Raw genomic sequence first — 17,566 nt, forward strand, 5'->3', positions numbered from 1 at the left:
TCACAAAGGCTAGTTCAATGACATTATTAAAAAGTAAATCTGCAATTGCGTTGCTCGCTTATATGGTTTTTCTACTCAGCGCCTGTAGCCAGCAAAACATCCAGCAGTACAGCGATCAAAAACCAGAAATTAACATTCAAACTTTTTTTGATGGAAAACTAAAAGCCTACGGCGTGGTTAAAAATCGTCAGGGTGATGTCATTCGGCATTTCACTGCCGACATTACCGCCAGCTGGCAAGACGGCGTGGCCACACTGGATGAACACTTTATTTTCAGTGACGGCGAAAAAACCCAGCGAATCTGGACGTTAAAGCCAAACGGCAACGGCAAATTTCTCGCCTCTGCCAACGATGTTGTAGGTGAGTCAGACATGCTGGTTGCCGGCAATGCCATCTTCATGGAATACATTCTTCAACTGCCCTATAAAGAAGGTATTTTGGATGTCACCGTCGACGACAAGATGTTTCTGGTCGATAAAAATAAAATAATCAACGAATCTATTTTCACCAAATGGGGGTTTAGAGTGGCCACCGTTCAGCTGGTGATTGAAAAAACTAACGGGGCTGAAACCGCCACAACAAGACGTCGCCCCGCCACCACCTTAGCCTTCGTTCGCGAGGCAAAATACAGCTATTAAGCCGCACTGAAATGCTGATCGAGATGATGCACATATTGCTGTTCGATCCAATCCGTCTTACCCGCCACGACATTATCCGCGTGAAACGTGGGCAACTGCGTTCTGACACTTAAATAGTGGTTAGTCATAATCAACGGCTGCATCACATCATCTATATGGCTGGCATTTTTCAGCACCATCCCTTTACCCAAGTCACTGCGTTTGAGGTTTGAGCTGGTCACAATCATGAATTTTTCCGCCGGCAGTAAGCCGCCCTCACCATAGTCATCGGTAATGACAAAGGTTTTGTTATACAACAAGACCTCATCCAACCACTGCACCATGGGCGCCGGCATATTGAACCACATAATCGGCGTGATATAGACAATGGTATCTGCCCACAACAACTTAGCCACCTCGCGGTCAACATCCCAGCTAGCCGTCGATACATCCGATATTCTCACCTGATGGTTTTTGGCCGCTAAGTTCTGCTCGGTTAAATAAGCCAAGTAACCATTGAGCTGCCCCTTAGCATCAAAGATAGAATAACCCGCCGCCACTATTAATATTTTCATTGCCCTGACCTGTATTGTTTAGAAGAGATAGGCATCGGTATCAATACCGCTGCTTAATCATTAATGGACAGTCTAATACCCAGGGTATAAATTGATAATGACCTAAATATTGAAATAATTATTCATCAAAAGTGAAGAATATGAGCAAAATTGACGATATGGCGCTGTTTGTCCGCGTCGTAAAAGCCTCGGGACTTGCCGCCGCCGGCCGTCAGGTGGGGCTTTCCCCCGCCGCAATGACTGCACGTATTAACGGCCTAGAACAGCATTACAACACCCGCTTGCTCAATAGAAGTACCCGTAAAATATCGCTCACCGAAGCGGGGCAGCGATTTTATCAAGGGTGTCTACGCGTCATCGCCGAGGTCGAGGATACCGAAGCCCAACTACTCAATAGTACAACCACTCTATCAGGGCGATTACGGGTCACCGCCGCCTCGGATTTTGGCCGCCAGTTTATTGCCCCAGCACTGGCACAATTCACCCAGCTTAACCCTGGGGTACAAGCTTATTTGCACTTAACCGATGGCATCGTCAATATCATCGAGCACGGCTTCGATCTCGCCGTGCGCTATGGCAACCTGCCCGACAGTAATTTAATGGTTAAACCATTGGCCGATAATCACCGCGTACTGGTCGCTGCGCCAGACTATATTGCCGCCATGGGCGAGCCGCAGCAGCCATCGGACTTATCCACACACCGCTGCTTGGTGATGGAGAGGATGGGAGAGCCACTTAATGAGTGGCAGTTTTCAAACGCTGACGGCACAGACATCATTAAAGTACAGCCGTCACTGCTGAGTAGTGACGGCGGCGTTATTCGCCAATGGGCACTGGCCGGAGCGGGGGTCGCTTATAAGTCTATTTGGGATGTGCGCGACGACCTTAAACACAATCGCCTCATGCTGCTACTCGATGACTATGTCAGTGGCTTTCAAAGCAGTGACGACAGTCAAACCGGCCTGCAGCTGGTCTATCCAAGCCGCCACTATATGCCGATGCAGGTCGAGGCCTTTATTCACTATTTGCAAGACTGGCTTGCCGTAGAGCGCTGACCACCCTGTTAAGAACGATGATTCAAATAATCAACCGAATCGTCCAAAGCCTTGACTCAGATGCTATACAGCCTTCTCAAAAGGCATTACCCTTTTGTTACTATTTGCCTTAAAAATCCAAATAGCTATATTAAACAGAACCTTAATCACCTGACTCAGTTGTGGGATACCGATGAAGCCAACCACCCCCTCCAGCATTCTCAGCCGTATCCTCGATACCATTGAAAGGGTCGGCAATAAGCTGCCAGACCCTGCCATCTTATTCTTGCTGCTCATGCTGATCGTCTGGTTCTGCTCCCTAGCTCTGTCATTTGTCAGCTACGGCGAAATAGACCCTCGCACCGGCGAGGCGATTGCCATCAACAACCTGCTCACCAGCCAACAGCTGACCGACTGGTTGACATCGATGGTGACCACCTTCACCAGCTTCGCCCCACTTGGTGTGGTATTGGTTGCCATGCTGGGTGTCGGTGTGGCCGAACGCTCCGGCTATATTAACGCCGCCCTGAAGGCGATGTTAAAGGTAACGCCGGCCAGCCTGATCACGCCGGTAGTGGCGCTGATCGGCATTACCTCCAGCGTCGCCACCGACGCCGGCTATGTCGTCGTCATTCCCCTCGCCGGCGCTATTTACTACGCCGTTGGCCGCCACCCCATTGCCGGTATTACCACCGCCTTTGCCGGTGTCTCCGGTGGTTTCTGTGCCAACTTCATTCCCTCGGGTCTCGACCCCTTACTGCAAAGCTTTACCCAGAGTGCCGCCCAGTTAGTCGACCCGGCAATGCAGATCAACCCGCTCAACAATTGGTTCTTCACCACCGCCTCCTGCATCCCCATTATGCTGATTATTTGGTTTATCACCGATAAGGTGGTGGAACCCAGACTCAACGCCAACTCGCCACTCGACACAGACATCGATGCCGACAACCAGCTTCAACACACCTCAAGCAAAGAGACTCGTGCGTTTCGTATTGCCAGCCTGACCATGTTGATCGGCCTCGCAGGCTTGATCTTTTGGGCCGCCGATCCACAGTCGACACTGCGTGGAGCCGATGGCAGCTTAACCAGTTTCAGCGCCCCTTTAATGCAAATGATCGTACCGCTGATTTTTATCTTTTTTATTATTCCCGGCGTTATTTTTGGCTATCTCTCCGGCAATTATCAAAACTCTAATGACGTGGTTAAATCGATGTCGCAGTCGATGGAAACCATGGGCCACTACATCGTCATGGCCTTCTTCTGCTCCCTCTTCATCGCCGCATTCGCCAACTCAAATATCGGCGTTCTAATGGCGGTTAAAGGCGCCAACGCCCTGCAGGCCCTCGGTTTATCCGGCGGCGGCACTGTCGTCGGCATGGTGGCCTTAGTGGTAGTGATCAACCTCTTTGTCGGCTCTTCATCGGCCAAGTGGGCACTGATTTCACCGGTATTAGTGCCGATGCTAATGCAGCTAAATATGTCACCAGACTTGGTGCAGGCGGCCTACCGAGTCGGTGATTCAAGCTCAAACATCATCACCCCACTAATGCCCTACTTCCCCTTGGTCGTCGCCTACTGCCAGAAGTATTACAAGGGCACCGGCATCGGCACCTTAATTGCCACCATGCTGCCCTACTCGATTGCCCTGGTAATCTTCTGGACCGTCTTCCTGCTCGGCTATTGGGCATTAGGCTTACCCCTGGGACTGGGCGCCAGCTACCACTATGGCTAGTCCTGCATCACTGGCGGATATCGGCACTGATTGACGGCTGATTATTCATTGTTCTGATAGCCAATATCCGGCTATCAGTGTTGATGCCTGTGGGGCCGAGGGTTAACATCACGGTTAAAATGATAACAACAAATTGGGTCCGTATAAGCCCAGGAGTTTATTGCCGTGAGTAACCTATTGTCCCACCCTAATCGCTGGCTGCCCACAGCCGCCGCCATCAGTTTTAGCCTAATGGCCGCCCTGTCGCCGATCACCACACTCGCCTCTGCAGCTGAGCTGGCAAAGCCTTCATCCAGTGAACAAACCTCCGCCCCCCGTGACATCATCGTCGTGGGCAATAACTGGGACGGCACGGCCGATATATTCGCCAGCGATACCTTCGATCACATTAAACACATCAACATCGTGCCCGATCATCAGCAGCGCTTAGCCGATATCGAACAGCAGGGCATCATGCGCCAGATTATGTTCTACGGTATTCGTCATTTAATAGGCGAGGGCCACGATCAGCTAGTCGATGATATGTTCACCTCGCTGGACGGTCGCTACTTGTATGCCTCACGCCCCAGCTTTGCCGATGTCGTCGCCATCGACATGAACAGCGGTGAGATTATCTGGCGCACGCCAATCGAAGGCGTCCGCGCCGACCACGCCGCCATCTCACCGGACGGAAAAACCTTTTTAGTCTCCGCCTCCATGGCTCGTAAGGTGCAGGCCATAGACACCGCCAGCGGCAAGATCATCGCTGAGTTCGAATCCGGCGACCAGCCCCATGAAAACACCTATTCCAAAGACGGCAAACTGATCTACCACGCCAGTATTGGCAAGGTTTATGTGCCGACCAGCACCGCCATGCTCGACTGGATCAAGGGTGACCGCTGGCTGCAGATTGTTGACGCCAATACCATGGAAGTGATCAAGCGTATCGATATCGGCGAAAAGCTAGAACAGGCAGGCATGCCCTGGGTCGATAAAGCCGTAAGGCCGATGGCCGTCACCCACGATGGCCGCTTTATCTATTTGCAGGTGTCGTTCTTTCACGGCTTCTTCGAATACGATGTAGAGCAGGATAAGATCACCCGCAAATTAGATTTGCCGGTGCCGCAGCAAATCGCCGACATGAGCTATTGGCAGTACCAGCTCAACTCCGCCCACCATGGCATCGCCATCAACAGCGCCGGCACCAAGCTTTGCGTCGCCGCCACCATGTCGGGCTATGTTTCTATCGTCGATCGCGAGAGCTTCGAGTATACCAATATCACGCTGTCGGAAGATCCTCTCGGCGCCAAGCCTTACTGGGCGACAGAGAGCGCCGACGGCCAATATTGTTATATTTCCGTCAGCGAGCAGGATCGCGTCTCGGTGATCTCGTTTGAGACCGCCGAAGAAGTGGCCAGCATCCCCGTTGGCGACCATCCTCAGCGCATCAGAACCGGTAAGTTTTTACCGCTGGCACCGTAGCCAAAATTATTCAACCTGGCAGCGCTGATAGATGGCCTGCCACTGCTCGAAAGAGAGATCCTCCGCCGTCGATCTAGCACAGTGCTCGAGGCTATCGTTAATCGCCTCGGTGACACAGCCTGGAATAAATTCATGCTCCATCACTCTCTGCTCTAACACCTGCTTTTCATCCTCTGTGATTGCATTCGCTGACCTGCAGCGATGAGTCTCCGCCGCTGCACACGCCGTTAACAGCGGTATCAGTAGCCATAGCATCCGTTTCATTCTTTTATCCTTTCCTCGCTGCGCCATTAATTAGCCAGCAACGCAGTCATCCAATAGCGACACTATTTTTTGTCGCAACCAGCGATGGGCCTGACTGTCAGTGGTGCGATTATGCCAGTGTAGATAATGTTCCAGCGGATGGGTGGCAAAGGGCAGCGGTAGCGCCTGTAAATTGAGCAACGGCGCATAGACCTCGGCAATACTCTTTGGCGCCAAACACAACACCTCCGAGGTCGACGCCAGCGCCAGCCCCGACATCACCGAGTCACACACCGCAGTAATATTTCTGCTGCGCATCGGCGCCTTACTCAACATGGTGACACCATCCAAACCCGAGCGGCGCAGCTTCAGTCGCACATGATCGGCGCTGTAGTACTGATCAATGGTCAGGCGATCTTGATACTGCGAATGATTCTGGCGACAGGTCACTAGCAACTGGTCGCGGTGGAATAACTGGCTTTGATAGGAGGGATGATCCAAACGGCCAAGGTCGACGGCTAAATCAATTTGCTGACTGCCGAGCTTTTCGAATAGTTTATCCAGCGTCGGCGGCGCTAATTGAAAGTTAATTTGGCACTGCCCCATCGTCTTATCCGCCTTGACCAACGGCTGCAGCAGCAACATCATCGGCTCGGTGACAAAGACATTAAAGCGACGCGGGTGATCGATATCGAAGCTTTTTAAATTATCCAGCGCATTATCAATACCGATAAAGGCTGGGCCGATATCGGCGGCTAACTGTACCGCCACCGAAGTCGGTGCAATACCCCGCCCCTCACGCACAAACAGCTGCTCACCCAATTGCTCAGACAACCGCTTCAAGATACCGCTGACGGTAGGCTGAGTGGTGTCCAGTGCCTCGGCGGCAAGGGTAATGGAGTTCAACCGGTACACCTCCAAGAAGGTCGTCAACAGATTCAGATCGACTCTATTGGTCAGCATAACTCATCGAGCCTCGCGATGTTTTGTATAGTTATTTCATTATATATCACAATACTTAATCTCACCATAATAGCGCCAACAGATCAGCAATCACACCCATTGAGCAACGACAAAGGCAGGCACTATGAAAACATGGATAAGGCTATCAACTCTCTCTACTGCAATCATGGTCGCGACGACAGCTGTCGCCGCCGACCCCATGATGGAGTACAACACCCGCGCTACCCAAAGCGAGCTTAGTAACACCCAAAAATTTGAATACCATGAGGGCCAGACGCTGGAGCAGTACAAGGCCGCTGCCGGCGAAGGTAAAATTTACTCGAACGAGGCAGAAATCCTTTCCGTTCTCGCCGGTGGCGTCAATAACCACCCCTCCCACGGCGACAAGGGCTGGAAAGAAGGCCTGATGTTTGAGGGCATCGCCCCCTATGGCGATCATATGGTCTCCGGCGCCAACTGGTATCCGCGCACCGAAGAGGTCCAACCCGACGAGATGCGTGTCACCTTTATGGGCACCTCACCGATGATCCGCCCAGGCCAAGCCAATACATCGATTTATGTTGAACTCGGCAACGGCGCCAACTTCGTCTTTGACCTTGGCGAAGCGTCCATTGCCAACTATGTCGCCGCCGGCGTCGCACTGAACGAGCTTGACCACATTTTCATCACCCATTTACACGTCGACCACTTCGGCTCACTACCCTACCTCTATCAGTTCGGAGGCTGGAACGGCCGCTGGGAGAAACCCCTCAACATCTATGGCCCCAGTGGCGCCACTCCTGAATTCGGTACCCGCCACATGATAGAAGGGATGCAGCAGATGCTAAACTGGCATACCGATGCCTTCGACGTATTCCCCTCCGGTAACGACATCGTAGTCCATGAATTCGACTTCCGTGATGACGGCGGAGTCATCTATGACAAAGACAATGTAGAGGTGATTCACTGGCGACGCAGTCATGCCAAAGACGGTGCCTCGGGCTACCGCCTCAACTGGACCCAAGACGATGGCCGCGTACTGTCATTTGTTTGGACCGGCGATGGCCGCCCAACGGAACTCGACCTCAAATACGCCGCCGGTGCCGACTTATTCATCACCGAGCTGCAAACCGAAACCTTTGGCATCTCCTCAATCATTCAGGGTGTGCCACCGTTCCTGGCTCGCTACACCGTCGACACGCATCACACTCCGGCTTATGCCGCCGGTTATGTCGCCAACGAGGTGCAGCCACGATTGTTCATGACCACCCACATGACCTTCGACCCCTACCTCAACGAAGAGACTGTTGCCGAGGTACGAGAACACTGGAAGGGTCCCTATCACTTCGGCGCACCGGACGGCATCGTGGTCAATATGACCAAGGACAACGCCTGGGTTCGTGAGGGCATTCTACCGGACTTCCCCAATGCTCGAGCGCCACAGTTTGATCTTGTCGACGGTGCCGAGTTCCGCATTCCCGTGCCGAAGAACCAGCGCGAAGATATCCAGCAACAGGAGATTCGTGATTTAGAAATCGACCCTAAACTTTACTACCCCGAGGGCTACCACCCCGAGCTAATGACTGAGTGGCCGGTAGAGCGCGACATCATTATCCCCGCCGAGCAGGTACCGGATTCGATGAAGAAGGGCATGAATACTAAGCAGGAGTACATGGATAGAATGCGTGAGCACCATGGTTTGGAGCGTCAATCGGTCACCCGCCCAACAGAGCCTGGCAACGGTGCCGGTAGCGACCAATAAACTATTAACACACTAAGCAGCCGTTAGGCTGGCAATAACAAAGGGCACTGTTAGCAACCGCAGCGCCCTTGATTATTGTTCATTACATCGGAGAGTTCTTATGAAACCATTAGCGACGATCACACTGATCACAGCCGCCTTATTGCTGACACCCACCGTCGTCATCGCCGGTGAGGGGCATAATCACAATCACTTCAATCCGGCCCTTGAGGCCAGCGGCAACGATATCATCGGACTAACGGTGTGTTACAACAATGGCTTCGTCTCCGACCCGGAGCAACAGATAGCGTTTGAGAATCTGGTCGCTAACGCAGGCGTCAGTGGCGAAGAACTGGGTATGTTTTACATGAATAGCTTGGGCCAAAAAGCAGAGGCGATTATGGCCGACCCAGATGGCAGCGCGCTGTGGTCAGCACAATACTGCTCAGATTTGGTGGCCGATTACTCGACGCCAGAGAACATCGATGAGCGGGGTCATCACCCTCTCGACGGACACGATCACGGCCATGGCGAACTCGATGCAGAGACCGTGGCCACCGATATAGAACGCGGCAGATTGCTACCGATAAAATAGCAATCTGGGTTCAACAACTCGCTTAGCTGGCTTCGGCCAGCAAGCTCTCCAAGCACTGCTCGCTGATACCGTAAAACGCTTTAATCGAGGCGATTTGTTCTAACACTTCAGTATTGTCGAAGGGCTGCTGGCGCTTCACCGCCAGAATCATCTTGTTCTTATTGGTGTGTTCTAGGCTGATAAATTCGAATATCTTAGTTTTATAGCCGTTGGCCTCAAGCAGTAGCGCACGCAGCGAATCGGTGACCATTTCAGCCTCTTGACCGAGGTGAACACCGTATTGCAGCATCGGCTTAAACAGCGCCGGACTCTGCATCTGTGGACGAATCTGCTTATGGCAGCAGGGCGAGCACATAATAATCGTGGCGCCGGCCTGAATACCATAGTTGATGGCGTAGTCGGTGGCGACATCGCAGGCGTGCAGGGCAATCATCACATCGGTCTGCTTCGGCGCGTGGGTTTTGACATCACCGCAGACAAAATCCAAACCTCGATGATCGAGACGAGTCGCCGCCTGTTGGCACAAGTCAGCCAATTCCTGACGCAACTCGACACCGGTGACCATCGATTCGGTGCGCAACTGATGCCGTAGATAATCATGGATGGCAAAGGTTAAATAGCCCTTACCGGAGCCAAAATCGACCACCTGCAAGTTTTGCTGCTGGGCTTTTTCTCGCAGCCACAGCGGTGAGCTTTCCAGCGCCTGGCTGAATACCTCGATAAACTTATTGATCTGTTTCCACTTGCGGCTCATCGACGGAATCAACTGCTGCTTGGCATCAGTCACTTTCAGCGCCTGCAAAAACGGCCGTTGAATATCGACAAAGCGTTTCTTGTCGCGGTTATGCTGCTTCGCCTCAGGTTGCTGGGTCGCGGCTTTGTGTTGCGCCTTGTGCTGGACCAGCTGCACCTTACCTTTCTTGCTGACATTGAGCTGTAATTCACCATCATCGGCAAACAGGTGGGCGGCCTTAAAATCGGTTTCGATCAACTCACTGACCCGCTCGATGGTTTCATCCGGCGTTCGGTTCTTGGTATCAGTCTGTGTTTTAAAGCTGGTAACCCAGGACATTAACAACGCGTCCTTTATTTGCACCGGCTTGATTGTCACCCGCTGCAACAGTTTATCTTCGCCACAGTGTTTACTCAGTACCAGCTTTTCAAAACGCTGATTATCGATCGACTGTGCCAGCATCGATACAAAGGCGTTAAAACTCTGTTCAATCTTTTTCGACATAATGACTCTACTCTACCGGCGCTATAAACCGCAGATATCTAATTCGTTATGGATAAGCACCACGCACTGCGAGGCAAACAACATCTTGGGGCCAAGGCTGATTTTTTCGGTACCCAGACGCTTGAGACTGTTAAAGGATTTTTTCGGCATCGGGATATGGTCGGTTAAAATAAAACAGACATCACCGCTGAATGACTGCTCCCGGATAGAGCCACCCTTCTTATCCATCATATAGAGCTGGTAAGTCTCGGCCAGCTGCTGGATCTTCTTCTCGAAACTGATGGTTTCGACATGAATACCCGGCTCCACCTGACGGCTCATCTCTTTGCCAAAACCCACCGAGGCATCGAGGGCGGCGGCGACTTTTTTCAGCAGTGCCTGCTCATGAAAACCGCCGATATTCTGCATCTCGGCCGAGGTAAAGGTAATCGTCCGCGAATAGTCCTTGGTGCTTTCCAGTACCAGATAGACGATGACATCGTCGCGGTGAGATTGGGCAACGAAAATAGCATTCATCAAACTATGGGCCAGAATCTCGGTATGGGCGTCACCACCCACCTCGGCTAACAACGCCTGACTGTCTGTCGGCGCCGCCCGTGCTCTGAGTATAAATGCTCGCATAAATAACCACTTAGTCCTATCGGTCGAGAACGACACCGGTGTCACCCACAGCCTGGCTTAAAAGCGCACAGTATAAGGCTTTAACCCCACAATGCCTACTGTGACGCGCGGTGATGCGGTAGACTATAGCGCGTCATCAACCCACCCCGCCGTCATCACAGTGTATTCAAACCATGGCCACATTAATCTTTCAGCTACACATTTTACAATGGCACAAGGGCCAGCGCTCGGCGGCCGAGCAAGCGGCGCGGGCCGCCACCCCCACCCGCTATGCCATTGACCAACAGCCGCAGTATTTCGTCTTGGATAGCGCCTGTGTCATCGACCAGCACGGTGATGACACCGCCAACAGTATTTACCCCAACGGCCGTATTCACACCGCCATGTTAAAGGATGGTAGCATCCGCTTGGACCGGTTTATTATTCGCCCCGAACAGCAGGGGCCGACACTCTATTACAGTGATAACAAGCATAAGCCTATTGCCATCGGTACGCTGAATAACGGTTGGCTGGAGGCGGTTTACCACCATCGTTATGCAGTGGAACAGGATAATGAGATATTTTGGCTGTATGAACAGGTCACCCTCAACGCCGCCTGCGTCGAGGATTATCACCGCGATTACTTTTTGAAAAATACGCCGGTGCTGCAGTTTCAAGCTGACAATCAGGAGGGTTAACCAGGGCTTACAAACCCTGGCTGTACTGCGCCTGGGTCTTGGAGACAACCATCTCGTTAAGCGCTTCTCCAGCATTGTTGTCGCCGGCAATGACCGAGGCAAACTGCTGTACTAATACCGTCTTATCCAGCGCTTCCTTCGAGCCAGCACCGATATTGGTCAGGTCGATAAAGAACTCATCAAACAAACCATCCAAATCACGGATGATATCGGTGTTCAAGAACTGCTCGTCGTTATAGATACTGGGGTAGCCGCCCTTCTGCTTATCGACGGCAAAGGAAACACCTTTGACGTTGGTAATTGTCGTCGCCTTCTCGCACTTCAACATACAGCCATCTTCGATAGCCGGCTTCTTACAGCCGACCGTGCGCTGGAAGAAACACTGTCGACTGGTCATCATCAAAATCGGGTGGTAAATGCTGTACAGCATCTTGAAATTGGCGGGACGTGCGATATTACGAATCTGCAGACGATTAATCTCGTTAGAAATAAAAGCACCGGCACAGTTTAAATCCTGTTGCAGGGTTAACAGCGCAAAAGAGTTGGTGGTGTTGAGGAAGGGGCCGGCAACCCAACTGATGCCCATCTCATTGGCGGTAAAGGCCACACCGGTATTGTTGCTGACAATACGGGCCGGCTTAATCGCCTCTAATAAACGGATCGACTCGTCGTAGTCCTTGCCGATCAACACCGCGGGGAACCAGGGGATTAACTGCGGGTGGCGCTTGAAAATCTCGATATGCTTGTCGCAGCCACGCTTCCAGCTCTCTGGCAGTTTAAAGTAGACGTCACCATCGGTCAGATCGCACAGCGCCACATCGCTCTCATCGCTGATCAGAATCGACATCGTCGTCTTATCCTGCAACCGCGGGTGCTTTTCTAATACCGGCAACTCGACCGGAGCAATCACCGGCTTAGAGTCGTTCAGCAGATAGGCGACCTCGTTCTTCAACGCGGTTAACACCTTGAACGGCAGGCCAAGCCCCTGCTCCAAGCCATCGAAGTTGAAGCCTTCGAGGGAGTAATCGGTATTATTGAATGAGTTAAAACGCTTCTCTATCGCCGGACGGTCGACATTGGGTTTCTCTGTGGCGAACATCGGCACCGTTGACGACACCGAATGGGGCTGGCCTTTGACCGTAAACGTCACCGTCAGCGGTTCGCCGCCAGCACCGGAAAAGCTCAGCGCCAGCGGCGGCTTGGCAATCGATAAAAACTCGACTTTCTGACGCAGTTCATTACCGAGTTCATTTTTTTCCTCGTGTAACTGTCTACCCACCTCTTCAATCTGCACGGCAGAAATTACGTTGTCGTTGTTGGCCTCAAAGATTTTGACCGCATTGGTATTGCTGTAATCCCGCGGGCTATCGATGAACATGTCCTTGGTCATATTGCCGCGTAAAAACGAGTTGGTGAAGTCGCGATTGAAAACCTTGTGCAGGTTAGCGTCGTCATCCAGCAACACGCCACGTTCGACAAAGCTATTGATCTGCTTGCGCCAAGTATCGGTGACAGTGTAGACGTAGTGCGCGCCCTTGATGCGGCCCTCAATCTTCAGTGAATCGACCTCGGCGTCGACCAGCTCAGGCAGGTCAAAATAGGCCGAGTTATCCTTCAGGTTAAGCGGGTATTTGTTACCGGCCTCGGTCTCCTCGTATTCATCGCGGCAGGCTTGGCTGCAGCGGCCACGGTTACCCGAATTACCGACACTGACTGAACTGGAATAACACTGGCCCGAGAAGGCAATACACAGCGCACCGTGGACAAATACCTCGGTTAATATATCGTGCTGATGAGCCAAGGCCGTCAACGACTTCACCTCTGGCAGGTGCAACTCGCGGGACAGGTTGAGACGGGAGGCACCGACCGTGCTGAGAAACTTCACCTGCCCCTCGTTATGGGTGGTCAACTGGGTGGAGGCGTGCACATCGAGGCTGGGGAAATACTTTTTAACCAGGTAGAAGAAGGCCAAATCCTGCACAATAATGCCATCGAGGCGGGTATTGACCAACTGATTAAGCAGCTTAAACAGTGTCTTCATCTCGTGTTCGAGGATGACCACGTTGAGGGTGAGAAACACCTCGCAATCATATTGATGGGCTAGGCGCAGCACACCGGTCAACTCATCGAAGGACAGGTTATGGGCTCGGTTGCGAGCATTAAAGGTATCGAGACCACAGTAAACCGCATTGGCACCGGCAACAATCGCCGCCTTTATCGCCTCAACATCGCCGCCCGGCGCCAATAGCTCAATCTTTCTACTCATCACTCACAACCTGCTTTAATACGACTAAATTTTTCGATGGGCGATTCTACCCGTATAATGGCGCTATTACCATGAAAGCACGGGGGCTGGCCGCTATTTGCCACCGCCAAATACCCCTCGATTTTGTAGGCTTTTTAGCCTGTATCGATGCTAAGCCGATGACACCACAACCAATAAGAGAACCCGTGTGAGCCCGCCCATCATCTATTCGTTACAACACTGCCCCTACGCCATGCGCGCCCGTATGGCTATTTTACTGTCTGGCCAGCCGGTGATGATTCGCGCCATCGTGCTGAAAAACAAGCCGGCACCGATGCTCGCCGCGTCCCCCAAGGGCACCGTACCGGTACTGGTGTTCGACGATGGCCGAGTGCTGGAAGAAAGCCTCGACATCATGCTCTGGGCGCTGCAACAGAGCGACCCGAAAAACCTGCTATACAACGATGATGCCGGTGCCCTAGCACAGATGCTGGCGCTGATTCACCGGGCCGACGATGAGTTCAAAACACAGCTTGAGCAATACAAGCAAGCCAAACGCTACCACGAGGACAATAAAGAGGCGTTGCGCCAGCGCTGCGAGGTCTTTATCGCCGAGATCGAACAGCGGCTCAGTCTCAACCCCTATTTATTCGGCGCCACAATTAGCCTGGCCGATATCGCCATACTGCCCTTTCTGCGCCAGTTCGCCCGTGTCGACAGACAATGGTATCTGCAATCACCCTACCCCCACCTACAACAATGGCTGAAGCAGCAGCTCGACAGCCGAGTATTTTCCAAGGCAATGAAAGACTTTCCGCTGTGGCTGGAGCAGCGCCAGGCGTTTGAACTCACACTGTAGTTACCCCTGCAGCAACACGCCACAAGGGCTGTCTCGCCACCCACCCGTAATAACCATGGTTACGCTGCGACAAGCACGTATATCGCCGCCGCCGTTGTCGTCGGATAATAGCCCCATTCCTTATGGGGACTTAGCAGGCGCGATGCGGCGCCGAGCCGTCGGTTCCTCCGCCGTATACATCGACAGGTAAATTTATGCAGCTTACAGTCAACGACCATTTAACCACCGTTTACCGTCACAAAATGTCCAGTCAGGGTGAGCATATTGCTCAGAGCCAAGAGGGAAAGCAGTGGAGCTGGCAGCAGATTCAACAACAGGCAGACAGTATCTCGCTGGGCTTGCTGGAGTTAGGCTGTGAGGTGCAGGAAAACATCGGTATTTACGCCGATAACAGCGCCCAGTGGAGCTGGATCGATATCGCCAGCATGGCTATTCGCGCCGTGCCAGTGCCGGCCTACGCCACCCATAGCCAAGATCAGCTGGCCTATGTTATCGACGATGCCCAAATTCGGGTTTTATTTACCGGCAACCAGCAACAATACGATGCCGGTGTTGCCCTGCTGGCGCAATGCGACAGCCTCGAATATATTGTCGCCATCGATGACGGTGTGTTTATTCATCACCCCCAACACAGCAGCCTGCTGTGCGATTTTATCGCCGCACAGCGCGCCGAGCCGACCCGCGCGTTGTTGGCCCAACGCATTGATCAGGCCAGCCTCGACGATATTATTACGCTGATTTACACCTCGGGCACCACCGGTGAACCCAAGGGGGTCATCCTCGACTACCGAAACATCAGCGCCGCCATTGAGATGCATCGCAACCGAATTGTCATCGATGAGAACGACACCTCGCTGAGCTTTCTGCCGCTGTCCCATATCTTCGAACGGGCCTGGACCTGGTACGCCCTGGCCAGTAATTGCCGGGTCGCCTATTGTCGCAACCCGGCCAGAATTCAAAAAGCACTGGTCGAGGTAAAACCGACAGTCATGTGCGCCGTGCCACGGCTGTATGAAAAAATTTATACCCAGGTGATCAGCAAGGCCGAGAGCGCGCCCAGGTTGAAGAAGCTCATCTTTTCGCTGGCCTTCAAAATCGGCAACCATTGCTTTGAGCGCCGTAACAACAATCAGACCGTCGGCCCTGTTGCCACAGCAGCCAACACACTGGCCGACAAAATTGTGTTTGCCAATATCCGTCAGGCACTGGGCGGTAATATCCGCTTTATGCCCAGCGGTGGTGCCGCCCTCGACGCCGGTATCAACCAGTTTTTTCAGGTGTGTGGCCTCAATGTTATCTCCGGTTTTGGCATGACCGAAACCTGCGCCACCGTCTGCTGTCGCGATGAGGTCGCCATGCCGATGAACAGTTGTGGCACACCATTGCCCGGCATCGAATTGAAGCTTGGCGACAATAACGAGCTACTGATCAAGGGGCCAACCGTCATGCGGGGCTATTACAACAAGCCGCAAGAAACCGCCGCAACACTGGTCGATGGCTGGCTAAAAACCGGCGATGCCGCCAAACAGGTCGATGGTAATATCGTCATCACCGAGCGGCTCAAAGACTTGATGAAAACCTCTAACGGAAAGTATGTCGCGCCTCAACGCGTAGAGGGCAAGTTGATCAAGGAACAGTTAATCGAGCAAATTACCATCATCGGTGATGAGCGCCAATTTGTCTCGGCGCTGATTGTTCCAGCCTTTGAAGACCTGGAAAAACTGGCCAAGCAAAAAGGCATCGAATACAAGGATCGCCTAGAGTTAATCAGCCACAGCGATATCGTGCTGCACTTTAAACAGCGTATCGAGAAAATGCAGAGCGAACTTGCCGGCTACGAGAAGGTGAAGAAGTTTACCCTGCTGGTTGAGGAGTTCACCATTGCCAAGAACGAACTGACGCCGACGCTGAAAGTGAAACGCAAGGTGATTTTAGAAAAATTCAAAACTGAAATAAACGCGATGTACAACAGCGTGAAAAAACACGCCTAATCGTCAAACATGACTGGCTGTTGTTCACACAGCCAGTCATGCGACGTCAGCGGTATCACTCGTGCAGCCAATCCAGCGCGGCATGTTCATCATCGAAGTATTTAACCTCGCCAGAAACAAACCACGAGCCGATGCTGGCAGCAGTATGCTGCCAGTGTTGATTGCCATAGACGGCAATTTTGACGAAGTGGTTATTGTGTTTCAGCCCCATCTTAAAATCATCCCAGGCCGCTCTCAGCTCCCAGCCTTCGAGCTCGGTGGCATCAAACAACACCTTGATTAACGGGTTTCTCACCTCGCCCAACGCCGCATCCAGCATCGGCGTAATGGTTTGGTAATCATCGTGGGTTAATTTTCCGGTGGCCTTCAAACTGAGAAAAAAATCCCTGTCAGTGCGCTCGATACCGATGGCTATACCGTGGCGTTGATTACTCATAGTGGCTCTCCTTGTTGACTCTTTATCCCTCTACTCAGTATAGCTAATCGACGGCGGCTGGGGGTTTAACAATACAACCGCGCATCGACACCGCACAGCCTGCACTAGACGATATTCACCACCATCACGTCAAACTTCGCCAAGGTTAACAGCCTGTGCGTCACCGAGCCCAGGGCCAAGATTCCCGCTGTTTTGCTGCCAACAACCACAGTATCAGCGCCGAGCTGGCCGGCCTGCTGATAGATTTTTTCAGCGCCCTTACCCTCGACAACATGGCAGTGCTCTGGGGCGATGTCGGCGCCGACCAAATCAAGCAATAACTGCCGTGCAGCGTTGGCATTTTCGCGGGCAATTTCGGCGGCCTCATCAGTAATCACCCCCAGCGACATGGCGGCGCTAAAGGCGAGGCTGATGCTGGGCACCACATGAACAACATGCAGGCTGGCACCACTGTTGTGTGCCATGGTTTTGGCCTTGGCCAGCACCTGTAATGCCGAGGGAGTATCTTCAAGATCAATCGCTGCTAATAGGGTCGTCATCTGTCGTTACCTCTGAAAAAG

General features: G+C 52.6%; 17 protein-coding genes. 9 read left to right on the forward strand and 8 right to left on the reverse strand.

From position 1 onward, the window contains the following. The first annotated feature begins 17 nt into the window (after nucleotides 1–17). A complete protein-coding gene (locus tag L9P87_RS06640; protein ID WP_237443890.1) occupies nucleotides 18–638 on the forward strand; it encodes a DUF3833 domain-containing protein in 621 nt (206 codons plus the stop codon). Here the strand turns inward: L9P87_RS06640 and L9P87_RS06645 are convergent. Continuing rightward, nucleotides 635–1,192: an NAD(P)H-dependent oxidoreductase gene (locus L9P87_RS06645; protein WP_237443891.1), complete on the reverse strand. Its 558-nt coding sequence runs from the start codon at nucleotides 1,190–1,192 to the stop codon at nucleotides 635–637. The genes L9P87_RS06640 and L9P87_RS06645 overlap by 4 nt on opposite strands. A 140-nt stretch (nucleotides 1,193–1,332) precedes the next feature. On the opposite strand from L9P87_RS06645, the gene L9P87_RS06650 reads away from it, so the two are divergent. The 3 genes from L9P87_RS06650 (at nucleotide 1,333) to L9P87_RS06660 (ending at nucleotide 5,419) form a co-directional block, all read left to right on the forward strand. Further along, nucleotides 1,333–2,247 (forward strand): LysR family transcriptional regulator, encoded by a 915-nt coding sequence (locus tag L9P87_RS06650; RefSeq protein ID WP_237443892.1) that lies wholly within the window; start codon nucleotides 1,333–1,335, stop codon nucleotides 2,245–2,247. Between the two features lie 172 nt (nucleotides 2,248–2,419). Next, entirely contained in the window at nucleotides 2,420–3,958 is a 1,539-nt protein-coding gene (locus L9P87_RS06655; protein ID WP_237443893.1) for an AbgT family transporter, read from the forward strand. Between the two features lie 165 nt (nucleotides 3,959–4,123). After that, nucleotides 4,124–5,419, forward strand: a complete 1,296-nt coding sequence (locus tag L9P87_RS06660) for a YncE family protein (protein WP_237443894.1) — start codon at nucleotides 4,124–4,126, stop codon at nucleotides 5,417–5,419. Between the two features lie 6 nt (nucleotides 5,420–5,425). Here L9P87_RS06660 and L9P87_RS06665 read toward each other — a convergent pair whose 3' ends face one another. Both L9P87_RS06665 and L9P87_RS06670 read right to left on the reverse strand, forming a co-directional pair. Further along, nucleotides 5,426–5,683, reverse strand: coding sequence for a hypothetical protein (locus L9P87_RS06665; protein WP_237443895.1), 258 nt, complete (start codon nucleotides 5,681–5,683; stop codon nucleotides 5,426–5,428). A 30-nt stretch (nucleotides 5,684–5,713) separates the two neighbouring features. Further along, the gene (locus tag L9P87_RS06670) at nucleotides 5,714–6,625 is read right to left on the reverse strand and encodes a LysR family transcriptional regulator (protein ID WP_237443896.1); all 912 of its coding nucleotides are present in this window, start codon (nucleotides 6,623–6,625) and stop codon (nucleotides 5,714–5,716) included. A 124-nt stretch (nucleotides 6,626–6,749) separates the two neighbouring features. Between L9P87_RS06670 and gntH the strand changes: the two genes are divergently transcribed. Both gntH and L9P87_RS06680 read left to right on the forward strand, forming a co-directional pair. Next, entirely contained in the window at nucleotides 6,750–8,366 is a 1,617-nt protein-coding gene (gene gntH, locus L9P87_RS06675) for a guanitoxin biosynthesis MBL fold metallo-hydrolase GntH (RefSeq protein ID WP_237443897.1), read from the forward strand. Between the two features lie 100 nt (nucleotides 8,367–8,466). Continuing rightward, nucleotides 8,467–8,940 (forward strand): hypothetical protein, encoded by a 474-nt coding sequence (locus L9P87_RS06680; RefSeq protein WP_237443898.1) that lies wholly within the window; start codon nucleotides 8,467–8,469, stop codon nucleotides 8,938–8,940. A gap of 22 nt (nucleotides 8,941–8,962) precedes the next feature. Here the strand turns inward: L9P87_RS06680 and L9P87_RS06685 are convergent, their stop codons facing one another. Continuing rightward, nucleotides 8,963–10,177: a class I SAM-dependent methyltransferase gene (locus tag L9P87_RS06685; protein WP_237443899.1), complete on the reverse strand. Its 1,215-nt coding sequence runs from the start codon at nucleotides 10,175–10,177 to the stop codon at nucleotides 8,963–8,965. A gap of 21 nt (nucleotides 10,178–10,198) precedes the next feature. After that, the gene (gene trmY / locus L9P87_RS06690) at nucleotides 10,199–10,798 is read right to left on the reverse strand and encodes a tRNA (pseudouridine(54)-N(1))-methyltransferase TrmY (protein WP_237443900.1); all 600 of its coding nucleotides are present in this window, start codon (nucleotides 10,796–10,798) and stop codon (nucleotides 10,199–10,201) included. A gap of 173 nt (nucleotides 10,799–10,971) precedes the next feature. On the opposite strand from trmY, the gene L9P87_RS06695 reads away from it, so the two are divergent. Then, complete coding sequence (locus L9P87_RS06695; protein WP_237443901.1) at nucleotides 10,972–11,475, forward strand: hypothetical protein; 504 nt, start codon at nucleotides 10,972–10,974, stop codon at nucleotides 11,473–11,475. 7 nt (nucleotides 11,476–11,482) lie between these two features. Here L9P87_RS06695 and L9P87_RS06700 read toward each other — a convergent pair whose 3' ends face one another. Then, nucleotides 11,483–13,741, reverse strand: a complete 2,259-nt coding sequence (locus L9P87_RS06700) for a peptidase U32 family protein (RefSeq protein WP_237443902.1) — start codon at nucleotides 13,739–13,741, stop codon at nucleotides 11,483–11,485. A 187-nt stretch (nucleotides 13,742–13,928) separates the two neighbouring features. On the opposite strand from L9P87_RS06700, the gene L9P87_RS06705 reads away from it, so the two are divergent. Continuing rightward, on the forward strand, nucleotides 13,929–14,579 hold the full coding sequence (locus L9P87_RS06705; protein ID WP_237443903.1) for a glutathione S-transferase: 651 nt from the start codon (nucleotides 13,929–13,931) through the stop codon (nucleotides 14,577–14,579). A 194-nt stretch (nucleotides 14,580–14,773) separates the two neighbouring features. Beyond that, nucleotides 14,774–16,570, forward strand: coding sequence for an AMP-dependent synthetase/ligase (locus L9P87_RS06710; RefSeq protein WP_237443904.1), 1,797 nt, complete (start codon nucleotides 14,774–14,776; stop codon nucleotides 16,568–16,570). A gap of 55 nt (nucleotides 16,571–16,625) precedes the next feature. On the opposite strand, the gene L9P87_RS06715 is transcribed toward L9P87_RS06710, so the two are convergent. Next, entirely contained in the window at nucleotides 16,626–17,006 is a 381-nt protein-coding gene (locus L9P87_RS06715; RefSeq protein WP_237443905.1) for a SpoIIAA family protein, read from the reverse strand. 104 nt (nucleotides 17,007–17,110) lie between these two features. Continuing rightward, nucleotides 17,111–17,545, reverse strand: coding sequence for a universal stress protein (locus tag L9P87_RS06720; RefSeq protein WP_237443906.1), 435 nt, complete (start codon nucleotides 17,543–17,545; stop codon nucleotides 17,111–17,113). Nucleotides 17,546–17,566 lie beyond the last annotated feature (21 nt).

The sequence above is a fragment of the Sinobacterium norvegicum genome, assembly GCF_923077115.1.
Classification (GTDB): domain Bacteria; phylum Pseudomonadota; class Gammaproteobacteria; order Pseudomonadales; family Sinobacteriaceae; genus Sinobacterium; species Sinobacterium norvegicum.